General features: G+C 66.3%; 23 protein-coding genes. 5 read left to right on the top strand and 18 right to left on the bottom strand.

Annotation, left to right across the window (positions count from 1 at the left end):
- Both ripA and E0T84_RS02815 read right to left on the bottom strand, forming a co-directional pair.
- A complete protein-coding gene (gene ripA, locus E0T84_RS02820) occupies positions 1 to 1,422 on the bottom strand; it encodes an NlpC/P60 family peptidoglycan endopeptidase RipA (RefSeq protein WP_138743706.1) in 1,422 nt (473 codons plus the stop codon).
- Positions 1,423 to 1,700: 278 nt separating this feature from the next.
- Positions 1,701 to 2,285 carry a DUF6676 family protein gene (locus E0T84_RS02815; RefSeq protein ID WP_070943677.1) on the bottom strand — a complete coding sequence of 195 codons (585 nt, stop codon included), beginning with the start codon at positions 2,283 to 2,285 and terminating at the stop codon, positions 1,701 to 1,703.
- Positions 2,286 to 2,601: 316 nt separating this feature from the next.
- Here E0T84_RS02815 and E0T84_RS02810 point away from each other — a divergent pair, with 316 nt between their 5' ends.
- Together E0T84_RS02810 and E0T84_RS02805 are read left to right on the top strand one after the other, a co-directional pair.
- Positions 2,602 to 5,430 (top strand): aconitate hydratase, encoded by a 2,829-nt coding sequence (locus E0T84_RS02810; protein ID WP_138743705.1) that lies wholly within the window; start codon positions 2,602 to 2,604, stop codon positions 5,428 to 5,430.
- 68 nt (positions 5,431 to 5,498) lie between these two features.
- Complete coding sequence (locus E0T84_RS02805) at positions 5,499 to 6,077, top strand: TetR/AcrR family transcriptional regulator (protein ID WP_138743704.1); 579 nt, start codon at positions 5,499 to 5,501, stop codon at positions 6,075 to 6,077.
- Between the two features lie 29 nt (positions 6,078 to 6,106).
- On the opposite strand, the gene E0T84_RS32180 is transcribed toward E0T84_RS02805, so the two are convergent.
- The 16 genes from E0T84_RS32180 to E0T84_RS02725 form a co-directional block, all read right to left on the bottom strand.
- Positions 6,107 to 6,292 carry a helix-turn-helix domain-containing protein gene (locus E0T84_RS32180; RefSeq protein ID WP_371725685.1) on the bottom strand — a complete coding sequence of 62 codons (186 nt, stop codon included), beginning with the start codon at positions 6,290 to 6,292 and terminating at the stop codon, positions 6,107 to 6,109.
- 141 nt (positions 6,293 to 6,433) lie between these two features.
- Positions 6,434 to 8,062 carry an ABC-F family ATP-binding cassette domain-containing protein gene (locus E0T84_RS02795; RefSeq protein ID WP_138743703.1) on the bottom strand — a complete coding sequence of 543 codons (1,629 nt, stop codon included), beginning with the start codon at positions 8,060 to 8,062 and terminating at the stop codon, positions 6,434 to 6,436.
- Between the two features lie 75 nt (positions 8,063 to 8,137).
- Positions 8,138 to 8,968, bottom strand: a complete 831-nt coding sequence (locus tag E0T84_RS02790; protein ID WP_138743702.1) for an enoyl-CoA hydratase — start codon at positions 8,966 to 8,968, stop codon at positions 8,138 to 8,140.
- Between the two features lie 18 nt (positions 8,969 to 8,986).
- The gene (trxA, locus tag E0T84_RS02785) at positions 8,987 to 9,361 is read right to left on the bottom strand and encodes a thioredoxin (RefSeq protein WP_138743701.1); all 375 of its coding nucleotides are present in this window, start codon (positions 9,359 to 9,361) and stop codon (positions 8,987 to 8,989) included.
- A 44-nt stretch (positions 9,362 to 9,405) separates the two neighbouring features.
- Positions 9,406 to 10,503 carry a 12-oxophytodienoate reductase gene (locus E0T84_RS02780; RefSeq protein ID WP_138743700.1) on the bottom strand — a complete coding sequence of 366 codons (1,098 nt, stop codon included), beginning with the start codon at positions 10,501 to 10,503 and terminating at the stop codon, positions 9,406 to 9,408.
- A gap of 64 nt (positions 10,504 to 10,567) precedes the next feature.
- Positions 10,568 to 11,266 (bottom strand): heme peroxidase, encoded by a 699-nt coding sequence (locus tag E0T84_RS02775; RefSeq protein ID WP_138743699.1) that lies wholly within the window; start codon positions 11,264 to 11,266, stop codon positions 10,568 to 10,570.
- Positions 11,267 to 11,563: 297 nt separating this feature from the next.
- Complete coding sequence (locus E0T84_RS02770; RefSeq protein WP_138743698.1) at positions 11,564 to 13,369, bottom strand: zinc ribbon domain-containing protein; 1,806 nt, start codon at positions 13,367 to 13,369, stop codon at positions 11,564 to 11,566.
- Entirely contained in the window at positions 13,366 to 14,922 is a 1,557-nt protein-coding gene (locus tag E0T84_RS02765; RefSeq protein WP_371725684.1) for a peptidase S53, read from the bottom strand. Before E0T84_RS02765 ends, E0T84_RS02770 begins: the two co-directional genes overlap by 4 nt.
- A 68-nt stretch (positions 14,923 to 14,990) precedes the next feature.
- The gene (locus E0T84_RS02760) at positions 14,991 to 15,245 is read right to left on the bottom strand and encodes a hypothetical protein (protein ID WP_138743697.1); all 255 of its coding nucleotides are present in this window, start codon (positions 15,243 to 15,245) and stop codon (positions 14,991 to 14,993) included.
- A gap of 75 nt (positions 15,246 to 15,320) precedes the next feature.
- Positions 15,321 to 15,701 (bottom strand): metal-sulfur cluster assembly factor, encoded by a 381-nt coding sequence (locus E0T84_RS02755; protein ID WP_070185993.1) that lies wholly within the window; start codon positions 15,699 to 15,701, stop codon positions 15,321 to 15,323.
- On the bottom strand, positions 15,698 to 16,150 hold the full coding sequence (gene sufU, locus E0T84_RS02750) for a Fe-S cluster assembly sulfur transfer protein SufU (protein WP_165617737.1): 453 nt from the start codon (positions 16,148 to 16,150) through the stop codon (positions 15,698 to 15,700). The genes E0T84_RS02755 and sufU overlap by 4 nt, the downstream gene beginning before the upstream one ends.
- A 2-nt stretch (positions 16,151 to 16,152) precedes the next feature.
- Positions 16,153 to 17,406, bottom strand: coding sequence for a cysteine desulfurase (locus tag E0T84_RS02745; protein WP_070185991.1), 1,254 nt, complete (start codon positions 17,404 to 17,406; stop codon positions 16,153 to 16,155).
- A 27-nt stretch (positions 17,407 to 17,433) separates the two neighbouring features.
- Positions 17,434 to 18,207, bottom strand: coding sequence for a Fe-S cluster assembly ATPase SufC (gene sufC, locus E0T84_RS02740; RefSeq protein WP_138743696.1), 774 nt, complete (start codon positions 18,205 to 18,207; stop codon positions 17,434 to 17,436).
- Positions 18,204 to 19,367, bottom strand: a complete 1,164-nt coding sequence (gene sufD / locus E0T84_RS02735; RefSeq protein ID WP_171054904.1) for a Fe-S cluster assembly protein SufD — start codon at positions 19,365 to 19,367, stop codon at positions 18,204 to 18,206. The genes sufC and sufD overlap by 4 nt, the downstream gene beginning before the upstream one ends.
- Positions 19,368 to 19,424: 57 nt before the next feature.
- Positions 19,425 to 20,855 (bottom strand): Fe-S cluster assembly protein SufB, encoded by a 1,431-nt coding sequence (gene sufB / locus E0T84_RS02730; RefSeq protein ID WP_138743695.1) that lies wholly within the window; start codon positions 20,853 to 20,855, stop codon positions 19,425 to 19,427.
- Entirely contained in the window at positions 20,852 to 21,661 is an 810-nt protein-coding gene (locus tag E0T84_RS02725) for a metalloregulator ArsR/SmtB family transcription factor (RefSeq protein ID WP_110764965.1), read from the bottom strand. Before E0T84_RS02725 ends, sufB begins: the two co-directional genes overlap by 4 nt.
- A gap of 117 nt (positions 21,662 to 21,778) precedes the next feature.
- Between E0T84_RS02725 and mptB the strand changes: the two genes are divergently transcribed.
- From mptB to E0T84_RS02710, 3 genes are read left to right on the top strand one after another with little or no spacing between them, the layout of a single operon-like run.
- Entirely contained in the window at positions 21,779 to 23,482 is a 1,704-nt protein-coding gene (gene mptB / locus E0T84_RS02720) for a polyprenol phosphomannose-dependent alpha 1,6 mannosyltransferase MptB (RefSeq protein ID WP_171054880.1), read from the top strand.
- A complete protein-coding gene (locus E0T84_RS02715) occupies positions 23,479 to 24,411 on the top strand; it encodes an ABC transporter ATP-binding protein (RefSeq protein WP_138743693.1) in 933 nt (310 codons plus the stop codon). Before mptB ends, E0T84_RS02715 begins: the two co-directional genes overlap by 4 nt.
- Complete coding sequence (locus E0T84_RS02710; protein ID WP_070185985.1) at positions 24,408 to 25,190, top strand: ABC transporter permease; 783 nt, start codon at positions 24,408 to 24,410, stop codon at positions 25,188 to 25,190. Before E0T84_RS02715 ends, E0T84_RS02710 begins: the two co-directional genes overlap by 4 nt.
- The last annotated feature ends 20 nt before the right edge of the window (positions 25,191 to 25,210 follow it).

Raw genomic sequence — 25,210 nt, 5'->3', positions numbered from 1 at the left:
TCAGTATTCGATGTAGCGAACGACGTACGGGGTCATCCCGCTGGTGCGGACCGGCGAGATCTTGACGTGCGAACCCGTGTAGGGCGCTTCGAGCATCTGACCGTTGCCTAGGTAGAGCGTCACGTGCTGGCTGCCACCGGGGCCGTAGAAGATCACGTCGCCGCGACGCATCTGCGAGGACGGGATCTTGCGGCCGGCGTTGTACTGGGAGCCCGAGTAGTGCGGCAATTTGATGCCGACACCGGCGAACGCGTAGAGGATCAGGCCCGAACAGTCGAACCCGACGGTGTTGGCGCCCGAATCGATACCGCGGCTCGGCCCGGCGGCGTTGCCACCGCCCCAGGAATACGGAACGCCCATCTGCGATCCGGCCCGCTGGATGACGTACTCGGATGCCTGCCTGCCGTACACCCGCGGGATCGCTCCGTTGGTGTAGCCGGTCGGGGTGGGCAGGATGCCCAGCTTCTGCAGGAACTGCCGCCCCATGTTCTGGGTGACTTGGGCGGAGGTCGCCGAGATCCCCAGCACGGTGTTGATGATCGCGACCGGGTCGCCGCTGACGAACGCGCTGGGGATCGCCGGCAGCGTGGGATCCCATGCGGTGTCCCACTTCTGACCCGCTTGCACCGGTGCGCCCGGCGCGCGATCCCAGTCCCCCGCCGCGACCTGCGGCGTCTGTCCCGGTGCCGGCGCTGCCGGCGCACTTGATGCCGATGCCTTGTGAACCTGAGCGAGTTGGGCCGCGGCGGCTTTCCGCTCGGCGGTCAGCCGGTCCAGCTCACCCCGCTGCGCGTTGAATGTCTGCTGCGCCTGTTGCAGCGCCGCGACCGCGTTGTCCTGACTGGACTGAGCGTTGGCCGCGGCCTGGTCGGCGTTCTGTTTGGCCAGCCGGGCCGCCGACTCGCGGTTGACCTGCTCGGTGCGGGCCCGCTGCAGATCGGCGATCACCTTGTCGGTGCTGGCGGCCAGGGTCTGACCGGTCGCCGCGGTGCGCGCGATGTCGGCGGGGTCGGACGCGGTCAGATACGAGTCCGACGGTCCGCTGACGTAGGTGGCCGCCGCGAAGGTGTCGAACCGTTTCTGTGCCTCGGCGATGGCGCGATTGGCGTCAGCGATGCCTTGCCGGCTGGCCTCGACCTCCTGCTGCGCCGTCGCGGCCGCGTCGCGGGCGTCTTGTACTCCGACGATGGCCTTGTTGACGGCTTCCTGCTGGGTCTGGATGGCGGCGCCGAGCTCCTGCAGCTTCTGGTCTGCGGTGGCCACCGCAGCCACGAGTGTGGCGATCTGATCGGGCGCACCGGGTTCCGCCGCGGCCGGGACTCCACCGGACAACGCCGTACCCAACAGCATCGCCGCGGTCAGCGGCAGCGCCCAGAACCGGCCGCTGCGACGCCACTTCGCGTCGCGGCCTGCTCCTCGCATGCGCGGAACCCGATCTGCTCCTCGCGTACGCGGGACGCCAACGGTGCGTCTCATTCGACTCAAGTCTCCTATGGCTCAACGTCGGCGTACCGGCGTTTGCTCCGGGCCTTTGCACAGAAGTCACATGAAGCACAACTGCAACAATGGGTACCGATTGCACCGTACGTCACATCTGACGCCAAAGAAACTTTAGTCACAAATTACAAGAATGTAATTGCGAATAGTGTGACCAATTAGTGATATTGGGCGGTATTACGAACGAATGTTCGACAGGATTTTCAGGACTCCGCAGAGTCGACGCTCGAGGCCCCTGACCCGGCCAATCGTTTGCTGCGCACCTGAAGAACGCGAGTGAGCACGGCCGCCGCGGCGACGCCGAGCGTCAGCACGATTGCGAGCGCAGTCCAGGGAAAGTCCGGGGTCGAAATCTCCCCCACGAAATTCTTCGCCGACAAAACCGCATTACCGGTCTTGGCCACGTCTTGTCCGGCTTCCAAAGTCACCCGGTCGATGGTCGGACTGTACGTACCGGCGAACGACGGACTCAACGCGAGCACGGTCGCGCCCGGATTGGCCTCACCGACCTCGGTAGCGATGTCACGCAACGGCGTATCGATCGCGGGGTTGGCCGGCAGCACCACGACCTTGAGGTCGACGCCTTCCTGGCGGGCATCGTTGACGACCTGCCGGAGGCCCTCGACATCGGCCTGCGGTGCGCTCACCCCGTCGTCGCGCACGTCGGCCTGCACGGCCGCCATGCACTTGGTCACGCCGTCGGGTTGCGCCGGATCCATGCCGACGGTGTCGCATACCTCGACCGGGATGTAAGCCGGCAGGAACGGGATGACATGAGGTCCGGTCACAGGGGCACGGTACGCCGAGCCTGGGCTGCGCCGCGAAGCGACACAGGAATCGACACCGCATCGACTGCCGTGCGTCACACCAGCGTGACGCCCGCCGTGCGGAGCCACTCCAACGTGACAACGGGAGACCGGCGCGGCCGCAGCGAGGCGGCGGCGAGGCGGCGAGATGGGACAGATCAGGCCGACTGGGTAGAAACGCGCATCCGACAAGGGAAGACTGGACCCCGGCCCACTCGGGCTTGCAGGACAAGCGTACTGTTAACATCGGAACGCCGCCGACACAGCCCGTCGCGGTGAGATCTAGCCGGGAGTTGATGTGAGCAGCGAGAATACGGAAAATTCGTCCCTTAACTCATTTGATGCCCGCGACACATTGACTGTCGGGGACCAGAACTACGAGATCTATAGACTCGACGCGGTACCCGGTACCGAGAAGCTTCCGTACAGCCTCAAGGTGCTTGCGGAGAACCTGTTGCGCACCGAGGACGGCGCCAACATCACCAAGGATCACATCCAGGCCATCGCCAACTGGGATCCCTCGGCCGAGCCGAGCATCGAGATCCAGTTCACCCCGGCCCGCGTGCTGATGCAGGACTTCACCGGTGTGCCGTGCATCGTCGACCTGGCCACCATGCGCGAGGCCGTGGCCGCCCTCGGCGGCGACCCGAACAAGGTCAACCCGCTGTCCCCCGCCGAGATGGTCATCGACCACTCCGTCATCCTCGACGTCTTCGGCAACGCCGGCGCCTTCGAGCGCAACGTCGAACTCGAATACGAGCGCAACTCCGAGCGCTACCAGTTCCTGCGCTGGGGCCAGGGCGCGTTCGACGACTTCAAGGTCGTCCCCCCGGGCACCGGCATCGTGCACCAGGTCAACATCGAGTACCTCGCCCGTGTCGTCATGGTCCGCGACGGCAAGGCTTACCCGGACACCTGCGTGGGCACCGACAGCCACACCACCATGGAGAACGGCCTCGGCGTGCTGGGCTGGGGCGTCGGCGGGATCGAGGCCGAGGCCGCCATGTTGGGCCAGCCCGTCTCGATGCTCATCCCCCGCGTCGTCGGCTTCAAGCTGACCGGTGAGATCAAGCCCGGCGTCACCGCCACCGACGTCGTGCTCACCGTCACCGACATGCTCCGCAAGCACGGCGTGGTCGGCAAGTTCGTCGAGTTCTACGGCAAGGGCGTGGCCGAGGTACCGCTGGCCAACCGCGCGACCCTGGGCAACATGAGCCCCGAATTCGGTTCCACCGCAGCGATCTTCCCGATCGACGAAGAGACCATCAACTACCTGCGGCTGACCGGGCGCAGCGAGCAGCAGCTGGCGCTCGTCGAGGCTTACGCCAAGGCACAGGGCATGTGGCACAACCCGGACAAGGAGCCGGTCTTCTCCGAGTACCTGGAGCTGGACCTGTCCACCGTCGTGCCGTCGATCTCCGGCCCGAAGCGCCCCCAGGACCGCATCGAGCTGACCGACGCCAAGAACGCGTTCCGCAAGGACATCCACAACTACGTCGAGGAGAACCTGCCGACCCCGCACACGCAGCTCGACGAGGCAGTCGAGGAGTCGTTCCCGGCTTCCGATCCGGCCAAACTGTCGTTCGCCGACGACGGCGCGGTGGACGTCCGTCCGTCCGCCGCCAACGGTGCCGAGGGCCGGCCGACCAAGCCCGTCACCGTGCGCTCCGACGAACGCGGCGACTTCGTGCTGGACCACGGCGCGGTCGTCGTTGCCGGAATCACCTCCTGCACCAACACTTCCAACCCGTCGGTCATGCTCGGTGCGGCGCTGCTCGCCAAGAAGGCCGTCGAGAAGGGCCTGAGCACCAAGCCGTGGGTCAAGACCAACATGGCGCCGGGCTCACAGGTCGTCACCGACTACTACAACAAGGCCAACCTCTGGCCGTACCTGGAGAAGCTGGGCTACTACCTGGGCGGCTACGGCTGCACCACCTGCATCGGCAACACCGGACCCCTGCCCGACGAGATCTCCAAGGCCATCAACGACAACGACCTTTCGGTGACCGCGGTGCTCTCGGGCAACCGCAACTTCGAGGGCCGCATCTCACCCGACGTGAAGATGAACTACCTGGCCTCCCCGCCGCTGGTGATCGCCTACGGCATCGCGGGGACCATGGACTTCGATTTCGAGACCGATCCGCTCGGACAGGACCAGGACGGCAACGACGTCTTCCTCAAGGACATCTGGCCATCTGCCGCCGAAATCGAGGAGACCATCGCATCCTCGATCAACCGCGAGATGTTCACCGACTCCTACGCCGACGTGTTCAAGGGCGACGACCGCTGGCGCTCGCTGGCCACGCCGGAGGGCAACACCTTCGAGTGGGACGACGCGTCCACCTACGTGCGCAAGGCCCCGTACTTCGACGGCATGCCCGCCGAACCGGAGCCGGTCGGCGACATCAAGGGCGCCAGAGTCCTTGCCCTGCTTGGCGATTCGGTGACCACCGACCACATCAGCCCGGCCGGCTCGATCAAGCCGGGCACCCCGGCAGCGCAGTACCTCGACGCCAATGGCGTCGAGCGCAAGGACTACAACTCGCTGGGGTCGCGTCGCGGCAACCACGAGGTGATGATCCGCGGCACTTTTGCCAACATCCGCCTGCGCAACCAGCTGCTCGACGATGTCTCCGGCGGCTACACGCGCGACTTCACGCAGCCGGATGGCCCGCAGGCGTTCATCTATGACGCCTCGGTCAACTACAAGGAAGCCGGCATCCCGCTGGTCGTCCTGGGCGGCAAGGAGTACGGGTCGGGCTCGTCGCGTGACTGGGCGGCCAAGGGCACCGTGCTGCTCGGCGTCAAGGCCGTCATCACCGAATCCTTCGAGCGCATCCACCGCTCGAACCTGATCGGTATGGGTGTGATCCCGCTGCAGTTCCCCGTTGGAGAATCCGCGACGAGTCTCCGTTTGGACGGCACCGAGACCTACGACATCACCGGTATCGAGGCACTCAACGAGGGCAAGACCCCGAAGACGGTGAAAGTGACCGCCACCAAGGAAGATGGTTCCAAGGTGGAGTTCGACGCGGTGGTCCGCATCGACACCCCCGGCGAGGCCGACTACTACCGCAACGGCGGCATCCTGCAGTACGTGCTGCGCAACATGCTGAAGTCGAAGTAATCCTGTCCAGACTGACCGAAGCAGGTAAGGGACAGCGCCAACCGGCGCTCGCGCGAGGAGTGGTCTGAATGCCGCGGGTAACCGACGACCATCTCGCCGCCCGGCGCCGTCAGATTCTCGACGGCGCCAGGCGCTGCTTCGGCCAGTACGGCTACGAGAGTGCGACCGTGCGGCGGCTCGAAGAAACCATCGGGCTGTCGCGCGGCGCAATCTTTCACCACTTCAAGGACAAGGACACCTTGTTCTTCGAGCTGGCTCGCGAGGACGCCGAACGGATGGCCGACGTGGCCGCCCGTGAGGGCTTGATCCAGGTGATGCGGAACATGCTCGCGGCACCCGAACAGTTCGACTGGCTGGCCACCCGGCTCGAAATCGCCCGAAAGTTGCGCAACGATCCGGCCTTTCATCGAGGTTGGGCGGAACGGTCGGCCGAGTTGGACGCCGCGATCACCGCACGCCTACGCCGGCAGAAGCAGGCCGGGCGGCTCCGCGACGATGTGCCGAGCGCGGTCCTGCACATCTATCTCGATCTGGTCCTCGATGGCCTGGTGGCCAGGATCGCCTCCGGCGAGGACCCGAAGAACCTCACGGCCGTACTGGACCTCGTCGAGGACAGCGTGCGCCAGCAGGCGGCGGCTGACGGTTGAAATCGGCTACCGCGCAGCGGTTGTGCCCGTCACACCCTTGACCGGGTGCGGTGATTCGGGCCGCCGCGACTGCGCATAGTCGTGCCTGACTCCCGCAACAAGCTGTGGATGGAGCCGTACGAACGTCCGGTCTTCGCCACAAGCGATCGAATGCTGGCACCCCCCTCGTACTCCTTGCGAAGTTCAGCCAGCAGTTCGCCGCGATTCTTGTTCATAGTTTCCCTCATCGACATCTCCCCGCTTGTGATGCCCCGACGCATACCCAGAGTAGGAAGCGCCCACACACCGACGGGGCGATTTGTCCAACGTCTTAAATTGACGTTCTCGAAGATGCGGCAGTTCTTGGGAATTCGCGATCAGGCGAGCTCGATGAGGTCCCGGTACTCGGTGGACCAGAAGTCCTCTGTGCCGTCCGGAAGCAGAACGACACGCTGCGGATCGAGAGCTTCGGCCGCACCCGGATCGTGGGTGACCAACACCACAGCGCCCTGATAGCTGCGCAACGCGTCGAGAACCTGCTCTCGCGAGGCGGGATCGAGGTTGTTGGTCGGCTCGTCGAGCAACAACACATTGGCCGTCGACGCAACCAGCCCGGCCAGCGCCAGGCGGGTCTTCTCGCCACCGGACAGGGTGCCCGCGGGCTGTTCCAACTGCGGGCCGGTGAACATGAACGCGCCCAACAGGCCTCGAAGATCCTGTTCGCCGGTGTCGGGCGCGGCATGGCGGATGTTCTCCCACACCGTCGCCTCATTGTCGAGGGTGTCGTGTTCCTGGGCGAAGTATCCGATCTTGCAGCCGTGGCCGGGTTCCAAAACTCCGGCGTCGGCGCTCTCGGCACCGGCAAGCAGCCGCAGCAGGGTCGTCTTACCCGCACCGTTGAGGCCGAGAACCACCACCCGAGAACCGCGGTCGATGGCCAGATCCACGCCCGTGAAGATCTCCAACGATCCGTACGTCTTGGTCAGCCCTTTGGCCACCAGCGGGGTTTTGCCGCACGCGGCCGGGGTGGGGAACTTGATGCGGGCTACCTTGTCGGCCACCCGCTCGGCATCGAGCTCAGCGATCATGCGCTCGGCACGACGCAACATGTTCTGTGCGGCAACGGCTTTGGTGGCCTTGGCGCCCATTTTGGCGGCCTGAGCCCGCAACGCACCTGCCTTCTTCTCGGCATTGGCACGTTCGCGGCGGCGACGTTGCTCGTCGGTGGCGCGCGCATCGAGGTACTTCTGCCAACCCATGTTGTAGACATCGGCCTCACCACGAACCGCATCGAGAAACCACACCCGGTTGACGACATCGGCCAGCAGATCGACATCGTGACTGATGACGACGAGGCCGCCGGTGTGGTTGTGCAGGAAGTCCCGCAGCCAGCCGATCGAGTCGGCGTCGAGGTGGTTGGTAGGTTCGTCGAGCAGCAACGTGGTGGCCGAACCGGACCCCGTCTCGGACGCCGCGAACAAGATGCGGGCGAGTTCCACCCGCCGACGCTGGCCACCCGACAGAGTGCGCAGCGGCTGGGTGAGGATCCGATCGGGCAGGCCGAGGCTCGCGCAGATGCGCCCGGCCTCGCTCTCGGCGGCATACCCGCCGAGCGCCGAGAACCGTTCCTCCAACTGCCCGTAGCGGCGCACCGCCTTGTCCCGCGCAGCGTCATCGGCCACCTCGGCCATCAGCGCCTGCTGCTTCTCCAAGTCGGCCAGCAGCGTGTCGAGGCCACGAGCCGACAGCACACGATCGCGGGCCAGCACATCGAGATTGCCCTCACGCGGATCCTGCGGCAGGTAGCCGATCTCACCCGTGCTCGTGATGGTGCCCGCGTACGGTTCGCCCTCCCCCGCCAGGATGCGCATCGTCGTGGTCTTGCCTGCGCCGTTGCGTCCGACCAGGCCGATCCGGTCGCCCGGCTGCACCCGCAACGCCGAGCCCTCGATGGACAGCAGCGTGCGCGCTCCGGCGCGGACCTCCAGGTCCGTTGCGGTGATCACGCTGCGGTCCTCCTGTTTTCTCGTCGCGGTGGCGTGTCGTGGGTTACTTCTCGTGGTGCCGGTCGGCTCCTCGCGCTAGCGCTCGTCGGTGAAGACCGGGGGGCGCTTCTCCGCGCGCGCGGCAACCGCTTCCTCGAAGTTTGCGGTGAGCAGGCGCACAAAGAGTTGTCCCAGGCCCTCGGCCTGCATGTGCCCCTCCAGACTAGCGGCGTCCAGTCCACTCCAAAGTGTGCGCTTGGTCAACTCGATACCCGGCCGGGAGAACGCTGCCATGCGTTCCGCCATTGCATAGCAGGTGTCCAGGAGGGCGTGCTCGGCCACCACGCTGGACACCAGACCGATGCGTTCGGCCTCCTGAGCGTCGACGTCGCGGCCGGTCAGCATGATCTCGAACGCGCGTGACGACCCGATGGCCCGCGGCAGCAGGTAGGACAAGCCCAGCTCACTGGCGGTAAGCCCGTTGTTGATCCCCGCGGCGCGGAAATACGCGCCCTCGGCGGCGACTCTGACGTCACAAGCCAGGGCGAGGCACAGGCCGCCGCCGATGGCCGCACCGTTCACCGCGGCGATGACCGGCTGGTGCAGCCGCCGTAGGGCGAGAATCACATCGTCGAGGATCTCCATCGACCGCAGCGCGTACGTCGGCCTGGTCAGCCCGGCGACGTGCGGCACCGATCCCGCCGACTTGTGATCGGCCCCGGAGGAGAAACCTCGACCGGCCCCGGTCAGCACCACGACGCGCACGCTGTTGTCGTAGCGCAACTCTTCCAGGACGCCCTTGAGCGGCACCATGACATCGAAGGCCATCGAGTTCATCCGCTCGGGGCGGTTGAGGGTCACCAGGGCCAGGTCCGGGCGCGGACGGTCGACCAGGACGAATTCGTTCTGCGCAGTCACGGTCAGCACGCTATCGCGTGCCGGGCATCACACCTGTTCGGCGTCGCCCTGCGCGGCCTGCTCCTTCATCGCGGCGTCGATGTCGAACTCCCTGATCTTCTGAACCAGATCCTCCAAGGCCGCCGGCGGCAGCGCTCCGGCCTGGTTGAAGACCAGTTTGCCCTTCTTGAACGCCATCAGGGTGGGGATCGACTTGATGTCGGCCGCCGCGGCGAGCCCCTGCTCGGCCTCGGTGTCCACCTTGGCGAAGACGACGTCGGGATGCTGCTCGGAGGCAGCCTTGAACGTCGGCGCAAACGCGCGGCACGGCCCACACCATGACGCCCAGAAGTCCACCAGCACGATCTCGTTGCCGTTGACGATGTCATTGAACTGATCTGCGGTGATGTCTTGCGTACTCACACTTTTCCTAACGTCGGGGCTTGACGGCCTGTTCCCACCATATTTCAGTGCAGGGCTGCCAACGCGGTTTCAGCGTGGTATCCGGCGAACCCGCTCAGCGAATCGTCCCGCAGACGGTTCACCCAACCGGGATCGGCCAACAGTGCGCGGCCGACCGCAACGATGTCGAATTCACCGGCCCGGTACTGCTCCAGCAGCCGGTCCACCGGTGCCGGCGTGATCGGCTCCCCGTCGATCCGTCCGGGCCTGAACTCCGTAGCCAGGCCCACCGAACCGACGCTGATCACGGGCAGCCCGCTCACCTTCTTGGTCCACCCCGCAAGGCTCAACGGCGATCCGTCGAACGCCGGCACATAGTGCCGGCGGGTCGACGGGTGCAGGACGTCGACGCCCGCGTCGACCAGGGGCCCCAGCAGCGTCTCGAGCTCGGCCGGGGATGCCGCCAGTTGCGCGTCATAGGCTTTCGCCTTCCATTGCGAGAACCGGAAGATGATCGGGAACTCGGAGCCGACGGCAGCGCGCACCGCCGCGACCACCTCTGCCGGAAAACGTGTCCTGGCGGCGACGGAGCCACCGTAGCCGTCCGTGCGCTGGTTTGTTTTTTCCCAAAGGAATTCGTCCAGCAGGTAGCCATGTGCTCCGTGCAACTCCACGGCGTCGAATCCCGCGGCCCGGGCGTTGCGGGCGGCTTCGGCGAAACTTGAAGCGACTCCGGCGAGTTCCTCGGTCCGCAGCGCTCGGCCTTTCGCCGCACCGGCACTGTCGATCCCCGACGGGCTGACCGGAACCAGCCCGTCGGAGTCGTCGCGTTCGCCGCCCTGGTGCCACAGTTGCGCGGCGATCACCGATCCGTGGTCATGTACGACGGCAGTAACCTCCCGCCAACCGTCCAGCACGCGATCTCCGGATAGCGTCGGAATGCTGAACGGCCAGCCAGCCACCGGATCGGCCAGCCGGACCCCCTCGGTGATGATCAGTCCGACACCTCCCGCGGCCCGCCGCGCGTAATACGCCGCGACATCGGGCCCGGGGACACCGTCGGGCGATGCCCGCCTGGTCATCGGCGCCATCGCGAAACGGTTCGGGATCGTCACCGATCCGATGGTGAGCGGACTGAACAAGTCACGGAGAGGTTGGCTCATGTGCGGGACCAACACCCGCCGTGGCGTCCGGATTCCGATTTACTCAGCGCGAAGTCGTGCCGTATCAGGCATACGAGGGCAGCTCACGGCGCCGTCCCGACTCGAACCGCCAAAGTGCGGTGTGAAGCGCGGCGAGATCCCAGCCCGCGGAGCGCGATACGGCACGCAGCGCAGCGGCAGGGTCGCCGGCACCTGCCTCGCGGGCCACATAATCGGCCACCGCAACGTCGACCCTGACCTCCGGCAGCTGCGCGAGGAGCACGAGGTATGTCCAGGTGAAGCCGGACCGTTGCCCGGTCACCCCGCACCAGGCCGCCCTGGCCGGCCCGCAACGCTCGGCGTCCTCGGCGACCGCTCGCAGGTCCGCGGTTGTCTCGATACCCAACTCGACGAGCGCCTGGGCAGCCTGCACCAGCGCGGCCGCGCGCAGCGGGGCGTTCTTGGCAGTCGACGTAGGACGACGATTGCCGATCTCCGATGCCCACCGGTCCGGGCCGCCGAATTCATCGACGCTCGCCAGCAGTACTGCGGCACCGTCGGTATCGGCGTCGCCTCCCTGATCTGCCCGGCGGCTGCGGTACCGCTCGACCACTTTCTCAACGGTCAGGTGACGCGCCCCCGTCGCATAGATCGCATCAATGATGCACAGCGCCAACGACTTCGGATACCCCACCGAAGCCGGCCAGCCTGCCGGATCCCCCAGGTCGCGCTCGCAAGCCGCACGCAGTCTCTCGATTTCGGCGCTCGTGATGTCGGCGTTCATGACGGTGCCCTCCGTTCAGCGAGACCCTGTTGGTCCCTTTGCCCGGAAGCTAACGAGAGCGCCCGACAAGTCCGGACTGAGATCGCTCCGAAATCGCGAGTTATCCACAGGCCTGATCGACCCGGGCGAGCAGTTGGGGTCCGCTGAAACTCCACAGTGACCGGCCCCAACACCAATCGGTCACCGACCACCTTTACCTCAGGACTGTGCTCCATGCGTGCCTCCGATTTCGTCCACCGACGAAATTGGTAGCACCGAGCACCGAGCACCGAGCACCGAGCACCGACAGCGAGGCAATCAACGCGGTGGATCCCCGGCCCAGCGAAACGTGTTGACATATCTCCCCAGATCCTTCGCCAACTCCAGACCCGCGCCCGACGGTTTGGTGGATCCTGGACCGGGCCGGGATTCCCGATACGGACCGACCGCGTCGGCGATGAGCGCGACGTCCCCCTTCACCGCAACCAGGACGATCACCCGCATCCGCACCAGACTGCTCATCGCACCCTGCGGCCAGTAGTCAGCAACCAGGCCGTAGCCGGATTGATAGCCGACCATCGCGTTGGGAATTTCATAGGCCAGCTGGGCATGGGGAAAGGACTGCTCGACAAATGAATTCGCGATTTCGTCGGAGCTCCGTCCGTCGGCGCGCCGGCCGAGCAGCCGCATGGTGCCGCCATCCACACGAACGGATTCCGCCGTCACCCCGTCAGATTCGGTGGTGATCCGATACGGTTCGCCGTCCGCGGGGTACGAGACGGAGAAGGCGCCGTCGGCGGCGGTGAACACCGGACTGGCGGTCACCGGTTCGCCGACCGGTGGGCTCCCACATTCCGGTGGGCACGCGTAACGTGCCGGCGGCGCGCTGAGCAACCCCGACAGCCCGATGAGCGCCACCGCGGCAGTCACGTTGGCCGCGCCCCAGATCACCAGCAGCCGTCCCACCGAGGCAGTGCGAAGCGGGCGTTGTTCGCGGCGGTGCGTCCGCGACCAGCTTGAGGACGCCCGGGCTGCGGCTCCACATGTCAGACAGAAGGCCATGTCGGGTACGACCTGGTCGCAGTACGGACACAGCGCCGACTCGTCGGCGGCGATCGGGTCGTGCGCCTCATGGAGCAGCGCCAGGTGCAGGCCAATCCGCAGCGCGAGCAGCGCCAGGGCCGTGACAGCCAGGTGCACGGCCAGTTGCAGCAGTTCGGGAACCTGGGCTACGTCGATCAGCCCCAGGATCGCATAGACGGTGACCGCCGCCGCGGCAGCCGCCGCCATCGCGCCCCGCACTGAGCCGGGATGCCGGCGCGTTGTAGCGGCCGACCGAGTGAACCACAGTGCTGCACCCACCAGGCCGCCCACCGCGATGGCCGACAACGGAAGCGTCACGCCGTGAATCGCGGCCTCGACCATGAGCCCCGTCATGGGCCGGTTCCGCACCACCAACTGGGTGGTGAACTGTGGCTCCAGCCTCGTCAGTGTGGCGGCGGCGGTGAATGCCAGCGCGCCCACCGCCCCGATCATGAACCCGTGCAGGGACTCCCGAGCCGTCCGGTCCAGCGACCGCACCACGACTGCGGGGAGCAGCACGAGCAGCAGCGCACCGATTGGAACGCCGAGGCCGTCCTGAAATATCTGATACGAAGTCAGGCCATCGCCCACTGGGACGCTGTAGGCCCGGGCCAGACTCGGACCGGTCCACAGCGCCCAACCGACTCCCAACGCAACCCCGAGAACGATGTCGAGCAGCAGGATCCAGGCCGGAGCGTCGCGGTCGGCTCCCGACTCGCGCAGGTAGAGGCCAAACAGCACCGGAAGTCCCAACGTGCCCACCGCGGTGGCGGCGGCCGGCATGCGCAGGAGGGTACAGGCCATCAGAGCCAGCACCAGGACCGCCAGTCCGACGCGGAACGCGATCCTGGAACGGGTCGGCAGCTGCGGAAACAGCGAACTGGCCAGGGCCGGCCGGAGCAGTCGTTCCCCGGCGGCGGCCGCGTATGCCCGCAATCGCAACCAGGGCGGCCCGTCACCACGGCCGACGGTCAGCGGTGCGCCGCAGAGCCCGCAGAAAGTTCCTGCGGGCACGTCGTTTCGGCAGGCCGGGCACGTCATTGCGTCAACTTCTGGACGAGCAGAACGTCTTGGACGAGCTTTTCGACGTCGGGTGTGCCGAGCCCGGTCACCAGGTCGTAGCCGGGCCCGGCATCGTGTGCCGCGTTGCCGCCGAGAGTGACGTCGCGGAACGCCGGTAATGGGGAATCCGCGGCGATTCGGTACAGCAGGGGGTTGATGTTTCCGATCGCACGGCCGCCGTTGACGAGTAGGTACTGATTCATGACGGCTGTCAGTCCGGCCCAGATCGGTGCGGACTGCGAAGTCCCTCCACCAACCAGATTCCGTTGGTGCAGGACGATTCTCACGCTGGTGAATGGGTCGGCGACAGCCGAGACATCTGGGACCAACCGGTTGGCGGCATGCTCCTCGGGAGACACCGTGCGCTGCCAATCGGGCCGCTCGAACAGCGACGACACCCCGCCACCGCTGCCCTGCGACAGCGGAATGTGGAACCAGGCCTGTTCGGCCAGCCAGCGACCGTCGGCGCCGGTGGACAGGGTGGTACCACCGACAGAAGTGATCTCGGGCAACGAGGCGACCGCATCCAGCCCGATGTCGTCGGTGCTCGGGGGCGACGACCAGTCCTGTCCGCCTTTGCATTCCAGCCCCGCGAGGTCGCCGCTGGCGCTGAAAGAGGTTGTGCCGTTGACATGCGCGGCGGCCAGGGCGGACCGGACCGGAGCCAGGTCTGCGGCCGTATAGAGCTTGTCGCATCCCCAGCCGATCGAAAAACTCCAGACGGCGCCGGGGAACTGTCGATCAGTCGTCGCCAGCAGCTGTCCGATTCGTTCGAAGCCTCCGTCCCCCTCGACGGTCGGCCTCGCGTTGACGACCACTTTCTGGGCGTCCGGCGCGATGGCGTGGACGAGTTGCAGGTCCATTGTCGTTTCGGCCCGTGGTTCACTCGGCTGACCGCCGACAAGAACGGGCGTGAACTTCGGCAGCCTGTAGGTGGTCGCGTATGCGTCGAGGTCGGCTTGGTCGTACCCGCTGAACGCGAAGATCACGACGGTGGTGCCCTTGCCGGTATAGCCTTCGGCGGCCAATTGGTTCGCGTTGTAGGCGGTCCGCAATGCGTCGGGAGTCAGCCCCCGATCGGGAACGTCCAATGGCGCCATGATCGTCGGGCGTGATTCGCGGTGCGGCGTATAGCCGAGGATGCGACCGATTTCGGCGACCTCACCGTGTAGCGGCGCGGGGATCGTGGGCTGCTGCGGCGACGCGTAGAACAGCTGACCACGCCGACCCCGGTATTCGTTGATGGTGACGCCGAAGGCATCGGCCACCTGGTTCGGTGCACCCTCCAAAATCGCCCAGTCGTGAGCCGGCTGCCACCGCACTGAAAGATTCCGCAGGCCCGCCCATTCCATCAGCCGGACAGGCCGGGAACGGCCCTGCAGGGTGGCGGTGAGCTGGACAGGACCGCTGCGTGCCGGACCAAGGTCGGCTGAGGCATGGAGCAACGACGCGTACGGTCCATCAATGACATTCGGCGAGCCGGGCCCCGGCATGGTCTGAACGTCGGCGGTCAGAAACAACACCCCGGCCATGGCCATCACAACCAGCGGCCGACACCTGGAGATTGCGCGCACGCTGCGTTACCTCACCGGTCGCGGGTCTAGAACCCCGGGTCTCGGGGTGCCGGATCCGTCGGCCCGAATGAGTTGGGATCACGTGGATCGAGTGTCGGACCGTAATCGGGGATGTTCTCGGTCGGCTCTACTGGCGGCGCGGTCGTGGTGGTTGTCGTCGTGGTGGTTTGTTCGGGGGTCTCGGCAGTGTCTGAACAGCCGACGGTCACCGAAAGCATCGCGACGATGGCCGATGCCCCGACTGTCCAGAACACCCGGTAGGCCAAACGTTTCGAAGCCATGTGCGCGTCCTGACGGTTCTGAAGCGAGCAGAAGGTCGGAGGCTCACTCTAACCTTCGCCCGGCAACCAGAAGGTCTAGACGGTGAAACCGAGGGCGCGCAGCTGTTCGCGGCCGTCGTCGGTGATCTTGTCCGGACCCCACGGTGGGTTCCAGACCCAGTTGATCTTGATCTCGTTGACCAGACCCGCGCCCACCAATGCGGTACGCGACTGGTCCTCGATCACGTCGGTCAGCGGGCAGGCCGCCGAGGTGAGCGTCATGTCGATCAGCGCGACGGCGCCTTCATCGCCCTGTTCGACGTCGAGGCCGTAAACCAGACCGAGGTCGACGACGTTGATGCCCAACTCGGGGTCTACCACGTCGCGCATGGCTTCTTCTACGTCGGCCAACAGTTCCTCTGAGGCCCCGGAGACTTCCCCGCTCGCTGCGCTCGTGTCCGCCGGTACGTCACTCATCGCTTGTCCTCCACGTCGTCGCTGGCCTGTGCCAGCGCGTCTTTAAAAGCCATCCAACCCAGCAGCGCACATTTGACCCGCGCCGGATACTTGGCGACACCGGCGAATGCGATGCCGTCACCGAGTACATCTTCGTCCCCCTCCACGTTGCCGCGTGAGGAAATCATCTCGGTAAAGGCCTCGACCGTCTTGAGGGCGTCGCCGACGCTCTGGCCGATGACCTGATCGGTCAACACCGAGGTGGCGGCCTGACTGATCGAACAACCCTGGCCGTCATAGGAGATGTCGGCCACCGTCTCGGCGTCCTCGGACAGCGCGACCCGCAGCGTCACCTCGTCCCCGCAGGTCGGGTTGACGTGGTGCACCTCGGCGGCGAACGGCTCACGCAGGCCCCGGTGATGCGGGTGCTTGTAGTGGTCCAGGATCACTTCCTGGTACATCTGTTCCATTTTCACGAGAAGAACTCCACAGCACGTTTGACGCCGGCCACCAGGCGGTCCACCTCGTCGAGCGTGTTGTAGACCGCAAACGACGCGCGGGCCGTGGCGGCGATACCGAAACGGCGGTGCAGTGGCCAGGCGCAATGGTGCCCGACGCGTACCGCGACGCCCTCGTCATCGAGCACCTGCCCGACATCGTGGGCGTGGATCCCGTCCACCACGAAACTGACCGGCGAGCCACGGTGCTCCATCGACTGCGGACCGACGACCCGGACCTGCGGGATACCGGCCAAGCCTTCCAGGGCGGCGGCGACGAGCTCGGCTTCGTGGGCCTCGACCACGTCGATCCCGATGTTGGTCAAATACCGTGCCGCAGCGGCTAGTCCGACCACCTGCGAGGTCATCGGGGTGCCCGCCTCGAAGCGCTGCGGGGCCGGTGCGTAGGTGGTCTGTTCCATCGTGACGGTCTCGATCATCGAGCCACCGGTGATGAACGGAGGCATCGCGTTGAGCAGCGCCAACCGTCCGTAAAGCACACCGATGCCGGTGGGCCCGAGCATCTTGTGACCCGAGAACGCCGCGAAATCGACGTCGAGGGCATGGAAGTCGACCGGCTGGTGCGGCACCGACTGGCAGGCGTCGAGCACGGTCAGCGCACCGACCGCCTTCGCCCGCGAAACCAGCTCGGCCACTGGGGCGATGGCGCCGGTGACGTTCGAATGATGGCTGAACGCCACCACCTTCACGCGCTCGTCGAGCTCCAGCGAATCCAGGTCGATGCGCCCGTCTTCGCTCACCCCGTACCAACGCAGGGTCGCACCGGTGCGCTGGGCGAGTTCCTGCCACGGAATCAGATTCGCGTGGTGCTCCAACTCGGTCGTGACGATCACGTCGCCGGGCCCGACGGCATGCTCGAACCGCTTGTCCCCGAGCACATATGCGACGAGGTTGATCGCCTCGGTGGCGTTCTTTGTGAACACCAACTCGTCCGGCTCGGCACCCACGAACGCCGCGATGTCAGCACGGCCCTGCTCGTAGGCGTCGGTGGCCTCTTCCATCAGTTGGTGCGCACCACGGTGCACGGCCCCGTTGGAGGTGGTCAGGAACTCCCGTTCCGCATCGAGCACCTGCAGCGGCTTCTGCGACGTAGCCCCGGAATCCAGGTAGGCCAGCTGCTTTCCGCTGCGCATGACCCGGCTCAGAATCGGGAAATCCGCCCTGACCTCAGCCAGCACGGTGGGGTCGAAAGTTTGTGCAACAGTCACAATTTCGCTCCTCCCGTCCGCGCTATATCAGGCTCCGACCGCCTGCGTGAAGCGCACGTATCCGTTCTCTTCGAGCTCGTCGGCGAGTTCCGGCCCGCCCGATTCCACGATGCGCCCGCCAACGAACACGTGCACGAACTGTGGACGGATGTAGCGCAGGATGCGGGTGTAGTGGGTGATCAGCAGGATGCCGCCGTGCTCGGCTTCGGCATAGCGGTTGACGCCCTCGCTCACGATGCGCAGCGCATCGACGTCCAGCCCCGAGTCGGTCTCGTCGAGGATCGCGATCTTCGGCTTGAGCAGACCCAGCTGCAGGATCTCGTGGCGCTTCTTCTCACCGCCGGAGAAGCCCTCGTTGACACTGCGCTCACCGAACGCCTGATCGATCTCCAGATCGTCCATCGCGGCCTTGACTTCCTTGACCCAGTGCCGCAGCTTCGGGGCCTCGCCGCGAACCGCCGTGGCCGCCGTACGCAAGAAGTTCGACATCGACACCCCGGGCACCTCGACCGGGTACTGCATGGCCAGGAAAAGGCCCGCCCGCGCCCGCTCGTCGATGCTCATCTCCAGGACGTCCTGCCCGTCGAGGGTGATCGACCCGGAGGTGACGGTGTACTTGGGATGTCCGGCGATCGCGTAGGACAACGTCGACTTGCCCGAGCCGTTGGGACCCATCACGGCGTGGGTCTCCCCCGACTTCACGGTGAGGTCGACGCCCTTCAAGATTGGGATTTCGGTGTTCTCGGCGCCTTCGGCGGCATTGACCGAGACGTGCAGGTCCTTGATTTCCAGAGTGGTCATGAGTGCGATGCTTCCGATTCGTTAAGTTCGTTCTTTTGCAGTTCTTGCTCTATGGCGGCGGTCAGACGCTCGCGCACCTCGGGCACGGCGATCTTGGCGATGATCTCGTTGAAGAAACCGCGCACGACCAGGCGCCGGGCCTGATCCTCGGGAATGCCGCGAGCGCGCAGATAGAACAACTGCTCGTCGTCGAAACGCCCGGTGGCACTGGCGTGCCCGGCTCCGACGATCTCGCCGGTCTCGATTTCGAGGTTGGGCACCGAATCGGCGCGGGCACCGTCGGTGAGCACCAGGTTGCGGTTCACCTCGAAGGTGTCGGTGCCGGTGGCTTCGGCGCGGATCAGCACGTCGCCGATCCACACGGTGTGCGCGTCGGGCTTCTTCGAATCCGGATCGCCTTGCAGCGCACCCTTGTAGAGCACGTCGGACTTACAGTGCGGCTGGGCGTGGTCGACGAGCAACCGCGACTCGAAGAACTGCCCGTCGTCGGCGAAATAGGTGCCGAGCATCTTCGCGTCGCCGCCGGGCCCGGTGAAGCGCACGGTGGCCGAAGTGCGCACGACATCGCCACCGAGGGTGACGTTGACGTGTCCGAGCACCGCATCCTTGCCGAGCTTGGCGTGGTGGGCGCTGACATGCACCATGTCGTCGGCCCAGTCCGCGATCCAGATCAATCCGAGGCCGGCCGAATCACCGACGATGATCTCGACGTTGTCGGCGTAGGTTCCGCTGCCGCGCAGGTCGACGACCACGATCGCGCGAGACAGCTCCTCGACGCGAATCTGCAGATGCCCGTAGCCCACTACGCCCTCGCCGGGTCCGTCGACGACGATCTCGATCGGCTCGGCTACCTCGGTGTCGCGCTTGACCGTCACCACGGTCGCCGTCTCGAACGACGAATAGGCCTGGGCCGCAACACGATCGGTGGGCACACCACCCTCGCCGAGCCGCTTGTCGTCGCGGCCGACGGTCTCCACGGTCACGCCGGGTCGCTCGGTCACGGTGATGCCGGCACTGCCGTTCGCGACGGCGGAACCGTCATGCAGGCCACGCAGCCGCTTGAGCGGGGTGAACCGCCACAGCTCGTCGCGACCGCCGGGCACTTCGAACGCATTGACGTCGAACGATGCGAACAGCTCGCCCTTGTTGGCCCCGGCCAATGTCGAACCGGAGTTGGCGGCCGCGCTTTCGGCCGCTTCAGTCAGATTTGAACCCACTTAACCGACCGCGCCTTCCATCTGCAGCTCGATCAGCCGGTTGAGCTCGAGCGCGTATTCCATGGGCAGTTCCTTGGCGATGGGCTCGACGAAGCCACGCACCACCATCGCCATCGCCTCGTCCTCGGTCAGGCCACGGCTCATCAGGTAGAAGAGCTGATCTTCGCTGACCTTGGACACCGTGGCCTCGTGCCCCATCGTGACGTCGTCCTCACGGATGTCCACATACGGGTAGGTGTCCGAGCGGCTGATCGTATCGACCAGCAGCGCATCGCATTTCACGCTCGAACGGCTGCCGTGGGCACCCTTGTTCACCTGAACGAGGCCGCGGTAGGAAGCCCGTCCGCCGGCCCGCGCCACCGACTTGGACACGATGTTGCTCGACGTGTGCGGTGCCAGGTGCAGCATCTTGGCGCCGGTGTCCTGATGCTGCCCCTCACCGGCGAACGCCACCGAGAGCACCTCGCCCTTGGCGTGCTCACCGGTCATCCAGACCGCGGGGTACTTCATGGTGACCTTGGAACCGATGTTGCCGTCGATCCACTCCATGGTGGCGCCGGCCTCGGCCCGGGCCCGCTTGGTGACCAGGTTGTAGACGTTGTTGGACCAGTTCTGGATCGTGGTGTAGCGCACCCGGGCACCGGGCTTGACCACGATCTCGACAACCGCGGAGTGCAGCGAATCCGACTTGTAGATCGGTGCGGTACACCCCTCGACGTAGTGCACGTAGGAACCTTCGTCGGCGATGATCAGGGTCCGCTCGAACTGGCCCATGTTCTCGGTGTTGATCCGGAAGTAGGCCTGCAGCGGGATGTCGACGTGCACGCCCGGCGGTACATAGATGAACGATCCGCCCGACCACACCGCGGTGTTCAGTGCCGAGAACTTGTTGTCCCCGGCGGGGATCACCGTGCCGAAGTGCTCCTTGAAGATCTCCGGGTATTCACGCAGGCCCGAGTCCGTGTCGAGGAAGATGACCCCCTGGGCCTCAAGGTCCTCGCGGATCTGGTGGTAGACCACCTCGGACTCGTACTGGGCCGCGACACCGGCCACCAGGCGCTGCTTCTCGGCTTCCGGAATGCCAAGGCGGTCATAGGTATTGCGAATGTCCTCGGGCAGCTCCTCCCAGGAAGCCGCCTGCTTCTCGGTGGAGCGCACGAAGTACTTGATGTTGTCGAAGTCGATGCCCTCGAGGTTGGAACCCCAATGAGGCATCGGCTTCTTGTCGAAGGTGCGCAGCGCCCGCAGCCGGGTCTCCAGCATCCATTCCGGCTCGTTCTTCTTGGCCGAGATGTCACGCACGACGGCTTCGGAAAGACCCCGCTGCGCACTCGCGCCGGCGACATCCGAGTCCGACCAGCCGTAGCCGTAGTTACCCAGCGACGCGATGGCCTCTTCCTGGGTCAATGGCGTTTCGGGCGTGATGGTCATTTCGCCGCTCCTTGTTTGATCGTTGCGGTCGTCCGGGCGCGGGCTGTGCCCCGAACTTCCGTTGCACTGTCTGTGGTTGTCTCTACCCCGACGCCGTCCACGTCGAGTGGGACATGGGTGGTGCAGGCACAGTCACCGTTGACGATGGTGGCCAGGCGTTGCACGTGGGTGCCCAGAATCTCGGCGAACGCCTCACTCTCCGTCTCGCACAACTCCGGGAACTCCTCGGCGACGTGCGACACCGGACAGTGGTGCTGGCAGATCTGTACCCCGTGAATCGGACCGTCCACCGGTGTCGTGGTGGTGGCGTATCCGGCCCGGGTCAGCGCGTCCGCGACGCGCTCGGCAGTGTCGGCGACGCTGCCGGATCCCTCGGTGACCCCGGCCAGGATGGTGTCCATGCGCCGCCGCGCGAAAGTCCGCACGGCATCCTTGCCGCCGATCTCGCGCAGTTGCCGAATCGCGGCAACCGCGAGGTCGTCGTAGGTATGCCCGAGCTTGGCACGTCCCGCTGCAGTGAGCCGATAGCGCTTGGCCGGGCGACCCCGGCCGTTGTGCTGCCACGCGGCCGCGGCACTGGCCTGAGCATCACCGGCCTCGATCAGGGCATCGAGGTGACGACGCACGCCGGCAGCCGAGATGCCGAGCCGCTCACCGATCTGCCCGGCCGTGATGGGCCCCTCGAGCAGCAGATGGATGATCGCGCGCCGAGTGTGCCCGTCGGAGACCGGCACGACATCGGTGACCGGCTTCGGTGTTCCCACCGAAGCTGGACTCGACGCAGAGCCCTCAGCCGTCCGACGCATTTTCACAACACCATTGTGACGGAATTCCCCGCAGGGTTCTAGCAAGGGCACCCTTACGTGACCTGGGCCACCGTTTGCGTGGCGTAGCGCGCCTCCGCCGACGGTTAGGCTGCCCTGATGGCAAGCCGCCTGTCGACCTTCAGCTCATCGATCGCCCGGTGGCACGGCGACGAACGAACCGTCGGATCCCCACTCAACCCCGCCGAGGTCGTCGCTCAGCGCCGGACCCGGCTGTTCGGGGCGACCGGAACCGTACTGATGGCCATCGGTGCTCTCGGCGCCGGCGCCCGTCCCGTGGTGCAGGACCCTACGTTCGGTGTTCGGCTGCTCAACCTGCCCTCCCGCATCCAGACCGTTTCACTGACGATGACCACGACCGGCGCCGTGATGATGGCGCTGGCCTGGCTCATGCTCGGGCGGTTCGCCCTCGGCCCCCGGCGGATGTCGCGCAGCCAGCTCGACCGCACCCTGCTGCTGTGGGCCCTGCCCCTGCTGATCGCGCCACCGATGTACAGCAAGGACGTCTACTCGTATCTGGCGCAGAGCGAGATCGGCTACATCGGGCTCAATCCGTACCAGGTCGGTCCGGCGACCGGACTCGGGCTCGATCACGTGTTCACGTTGTCGGTGCCCAGCCTCTGGCGCGAGACCCCGGCGCCGTACGGGCCACTGTTCCTGTGGATCGGCGAGAGTATTTCCGCGCTGACCGGCGAGAACATCGTCGCGGCCGTGCTCTGCCACCGCATCGTGGTGCTTCTCGGTGTCGGTCTCATCGTGTGGGCCACCCCGCGACTGGCCCGGCGCTGCGGGGTCGCCGAGGTCAGCGCACTGTGGCTGGGCGCCTGCAATCCGCTGCTGTTCATGCACCTGGTGGCCGGGATCCACAACGAAGCACTGATGCTGGGCCTGATGCTGGCCGGCACGGAATTCGCGCTGCGCGGCATCGGAGCCGCCCGGTCGGCGACATCGGGATCGGTCGTCGCGCCGATCATCCCCCGGCCGCTGACCTGGCCGCATTCACGCGAAGACTGGCAGCACTGGTACCCCGCGGGGATGCTGCTGTTCGGGACCGTGCTCATAACGCTGTCCTCCCAGGTCAAGCTTCCGTCCCTGCTGGCGTTGGGATTCGTGGCGATGGCCTTGGCCTGGCGCCTGGGCGGGACGATCAAGGCGTTCTTCGTGGCGAGCGTCCCGCTGGGTGCGGTATCGCTGGCCGTGATGGCCCTCATCGGTTGGGCCAGCGGCCTCGGCTTCGGTTGGCTGGGCACCCTCGGCACCGCGAACGTGGTCCGTAGCTGGATGTCTCCGCCGACACTGCTGGCATTGGGTACCGGTCAGGTCGGCATCCTGCTGGGTCTCGGTGACCACACCACCGCGGTGCTCGCACTGACCCGCGCCATCGGCGTCTTCCTGATCGCAATCCTGGTCAGCTGGCTGCTGCTGGCCGTGATGCGCGGCCGCCTGCACCCCGTCGGCGGTCTGGGTGTCGCGCTCGGCGGCACGATCCTGCTGTTCCCGGTGGTGCAGCCGTGGTACCTGCTGTGGGCGGTGATCCCGTTGGCAGCGTGGGCAACCCGGCCCGGATTCCGCGGGTCCACGATCGCCATCACCCTGGTGGTCGGGATCTTCGGCCCGACCGCCAACGGCGACCGGTTCACGTTGTTCCAGATCGTGATGGCAACCTTGGCCAGCACGGTGATCGTGCTGATCTTGATCGGGTTGACGTGGCGCCGGCTGCCGTGGCGCGCATCACCTCAACCCGACATAAGCCGACCGCCGGCACCTACGCAGTCCCCCGGCGCCTACGCTGAATCCCCGTGACCTCGCGTTCTGACCATCCTGTGCTGCTCCGCGGCGTCAGCAAGCGCTACGGGTCGACCAAAGCGGTCGACAACCTCGATCTCGAGGTGCAGCGCGCCGAGGTGTTGGCCCTGCTCGGCCCCAACGGTGCGGGCAAGACCACCACGGTCGAGATTTGCGAGGGATTCATCCGCCCGGACGACGGGCAGGTCGAGATCCTCGGCCTGGACCCCATTGCGGACAATGCCCAGCTGCGCGAGCGGATCGGCGTGATGCTGCAGGGTGGCGGCGGGTACCCCGCCGCCAAGGCCGGCGAGATGCTGAACCTCGTCGCTTCCTACGCCGCCGATCCCCTGGATCCGGGCTGGCTGATGGACACCCTCGGCCTGACCGAATCCGCCCGCACCACCTACCGGCGGCTCTCGGGCGGCCAGCAACAACGCCTGGCCCTGGCCTGCGCCGTGGTCGGGCGCCCCGAACTGGTATTCCTCGACGAGCCGACCGCGGGGATGGACGCGCACGCCCGAATTGTGGTGTGGGAGTTGATCGATGCGCTGCGCCGAGACGGTGTGACGGTGGTGCTGACCACCCATCACCTCGCCGAGGCCGAAGAACTCGCCGATCGGATCGTCATCATCGACCACGGGATTGCCGTTGCCACCGGCACACCGGCGGAGCTGACCCACAGCGGCGCCGAGAATCAACTGCGATTCAGCGCCCCGCGCAAACTGGATCTGACCCTGCTGACCGCGGCGCTGCCCGAGGATTACAAGGCCAGCGAGACGGCCCCCGGCGAGTACCTGGTGGAGGGACACATCGATCCACAGGTGCTGGCCACCGTGACGGCCTGGTGCGCGCGGCTCAACGTGCTGGCCACCGGCATGCGGGTGGAACAGCGCAGTCTCGAAGACGTATTCCTCGACCTGACAGGACGGGAGCTGCGGTCATGACGAGCACCCCGAATCGATTCGCCCCGGGCACGTTCTCGCCGGACCCCCGCCCGGCCAAGGTGCCGGCCATGCTGGCCGCCCAATTCGGGCTGGAGCTCAAGCTGCTGCTGCGCAACGGCGAACAGCTCCTGCTGACGATGTTCATCCCGATCACGCTGCTGATCGGGATGACGCTGCTGCCGCTGGGCTCGTTCGGCGACAACCGGGCCGCAACGTTCACCCCGGCCATCATGGCCCTGGCGCTGATCTCCACCGCATTCACCGGACAGGCCATCGCGGTGGCCTTCGACCGCCGCTATGGCGCACTGAAACGCCTTGGCGCCACCGCGCTTCCGGTGTGGGGAATCATCGCGGGCAAGTCCCTGGCCGTCGTCACCGTCGTGTTCTTGCAGGCGATCCTGTTGGGCGCCATAGGTTTTGCGTTGGGTTGGCGTCCGTCGCCGGCCGGGCTGGCACTGGGCGCGGTCATCATCGCATTGGGTACCGCCACATTCGCCGCGTTGGGGCTGCTGCTCGGCGGCACGCTCAAGGCCGAGATCGTGCTGGCGTTGGCGAACCTGCTGTGGTTCGTGTTCGCCGGCCTCGGCGCGCTGACCCTGGAGGGCGGCCCGGTGCCCTCTGCCCTGCGCTGGGCCGCCCGGCTGACGCCATCCGGTGCGCTCACCGAAGCCCTGACCCAGGCGATGACGGTATCCATGGACTGGTTCGGCGTGGCCGTGCTGCTGGTGTGGGGTGTCGTCGCGGCGATCTGCGCGCTGCGCTGGTTCCGGTTCACCTGACCCGCAACGGCCCTACTACG

Source organism: Mycobacterium sp. DBP42 (genome assembly GCF_005924235.1).
In the GTDB taxonomy this organism is placed as follows: Bacteria; Actinomycetota; Actinomycetes; order Mycobacteriales; family Mycobacteriaceae; genus Mycobacterium; species Mycobacterium syngnathidarum.
This window is presented reverse-complemented; position numbering and strand designations above follow the sequence as displayed.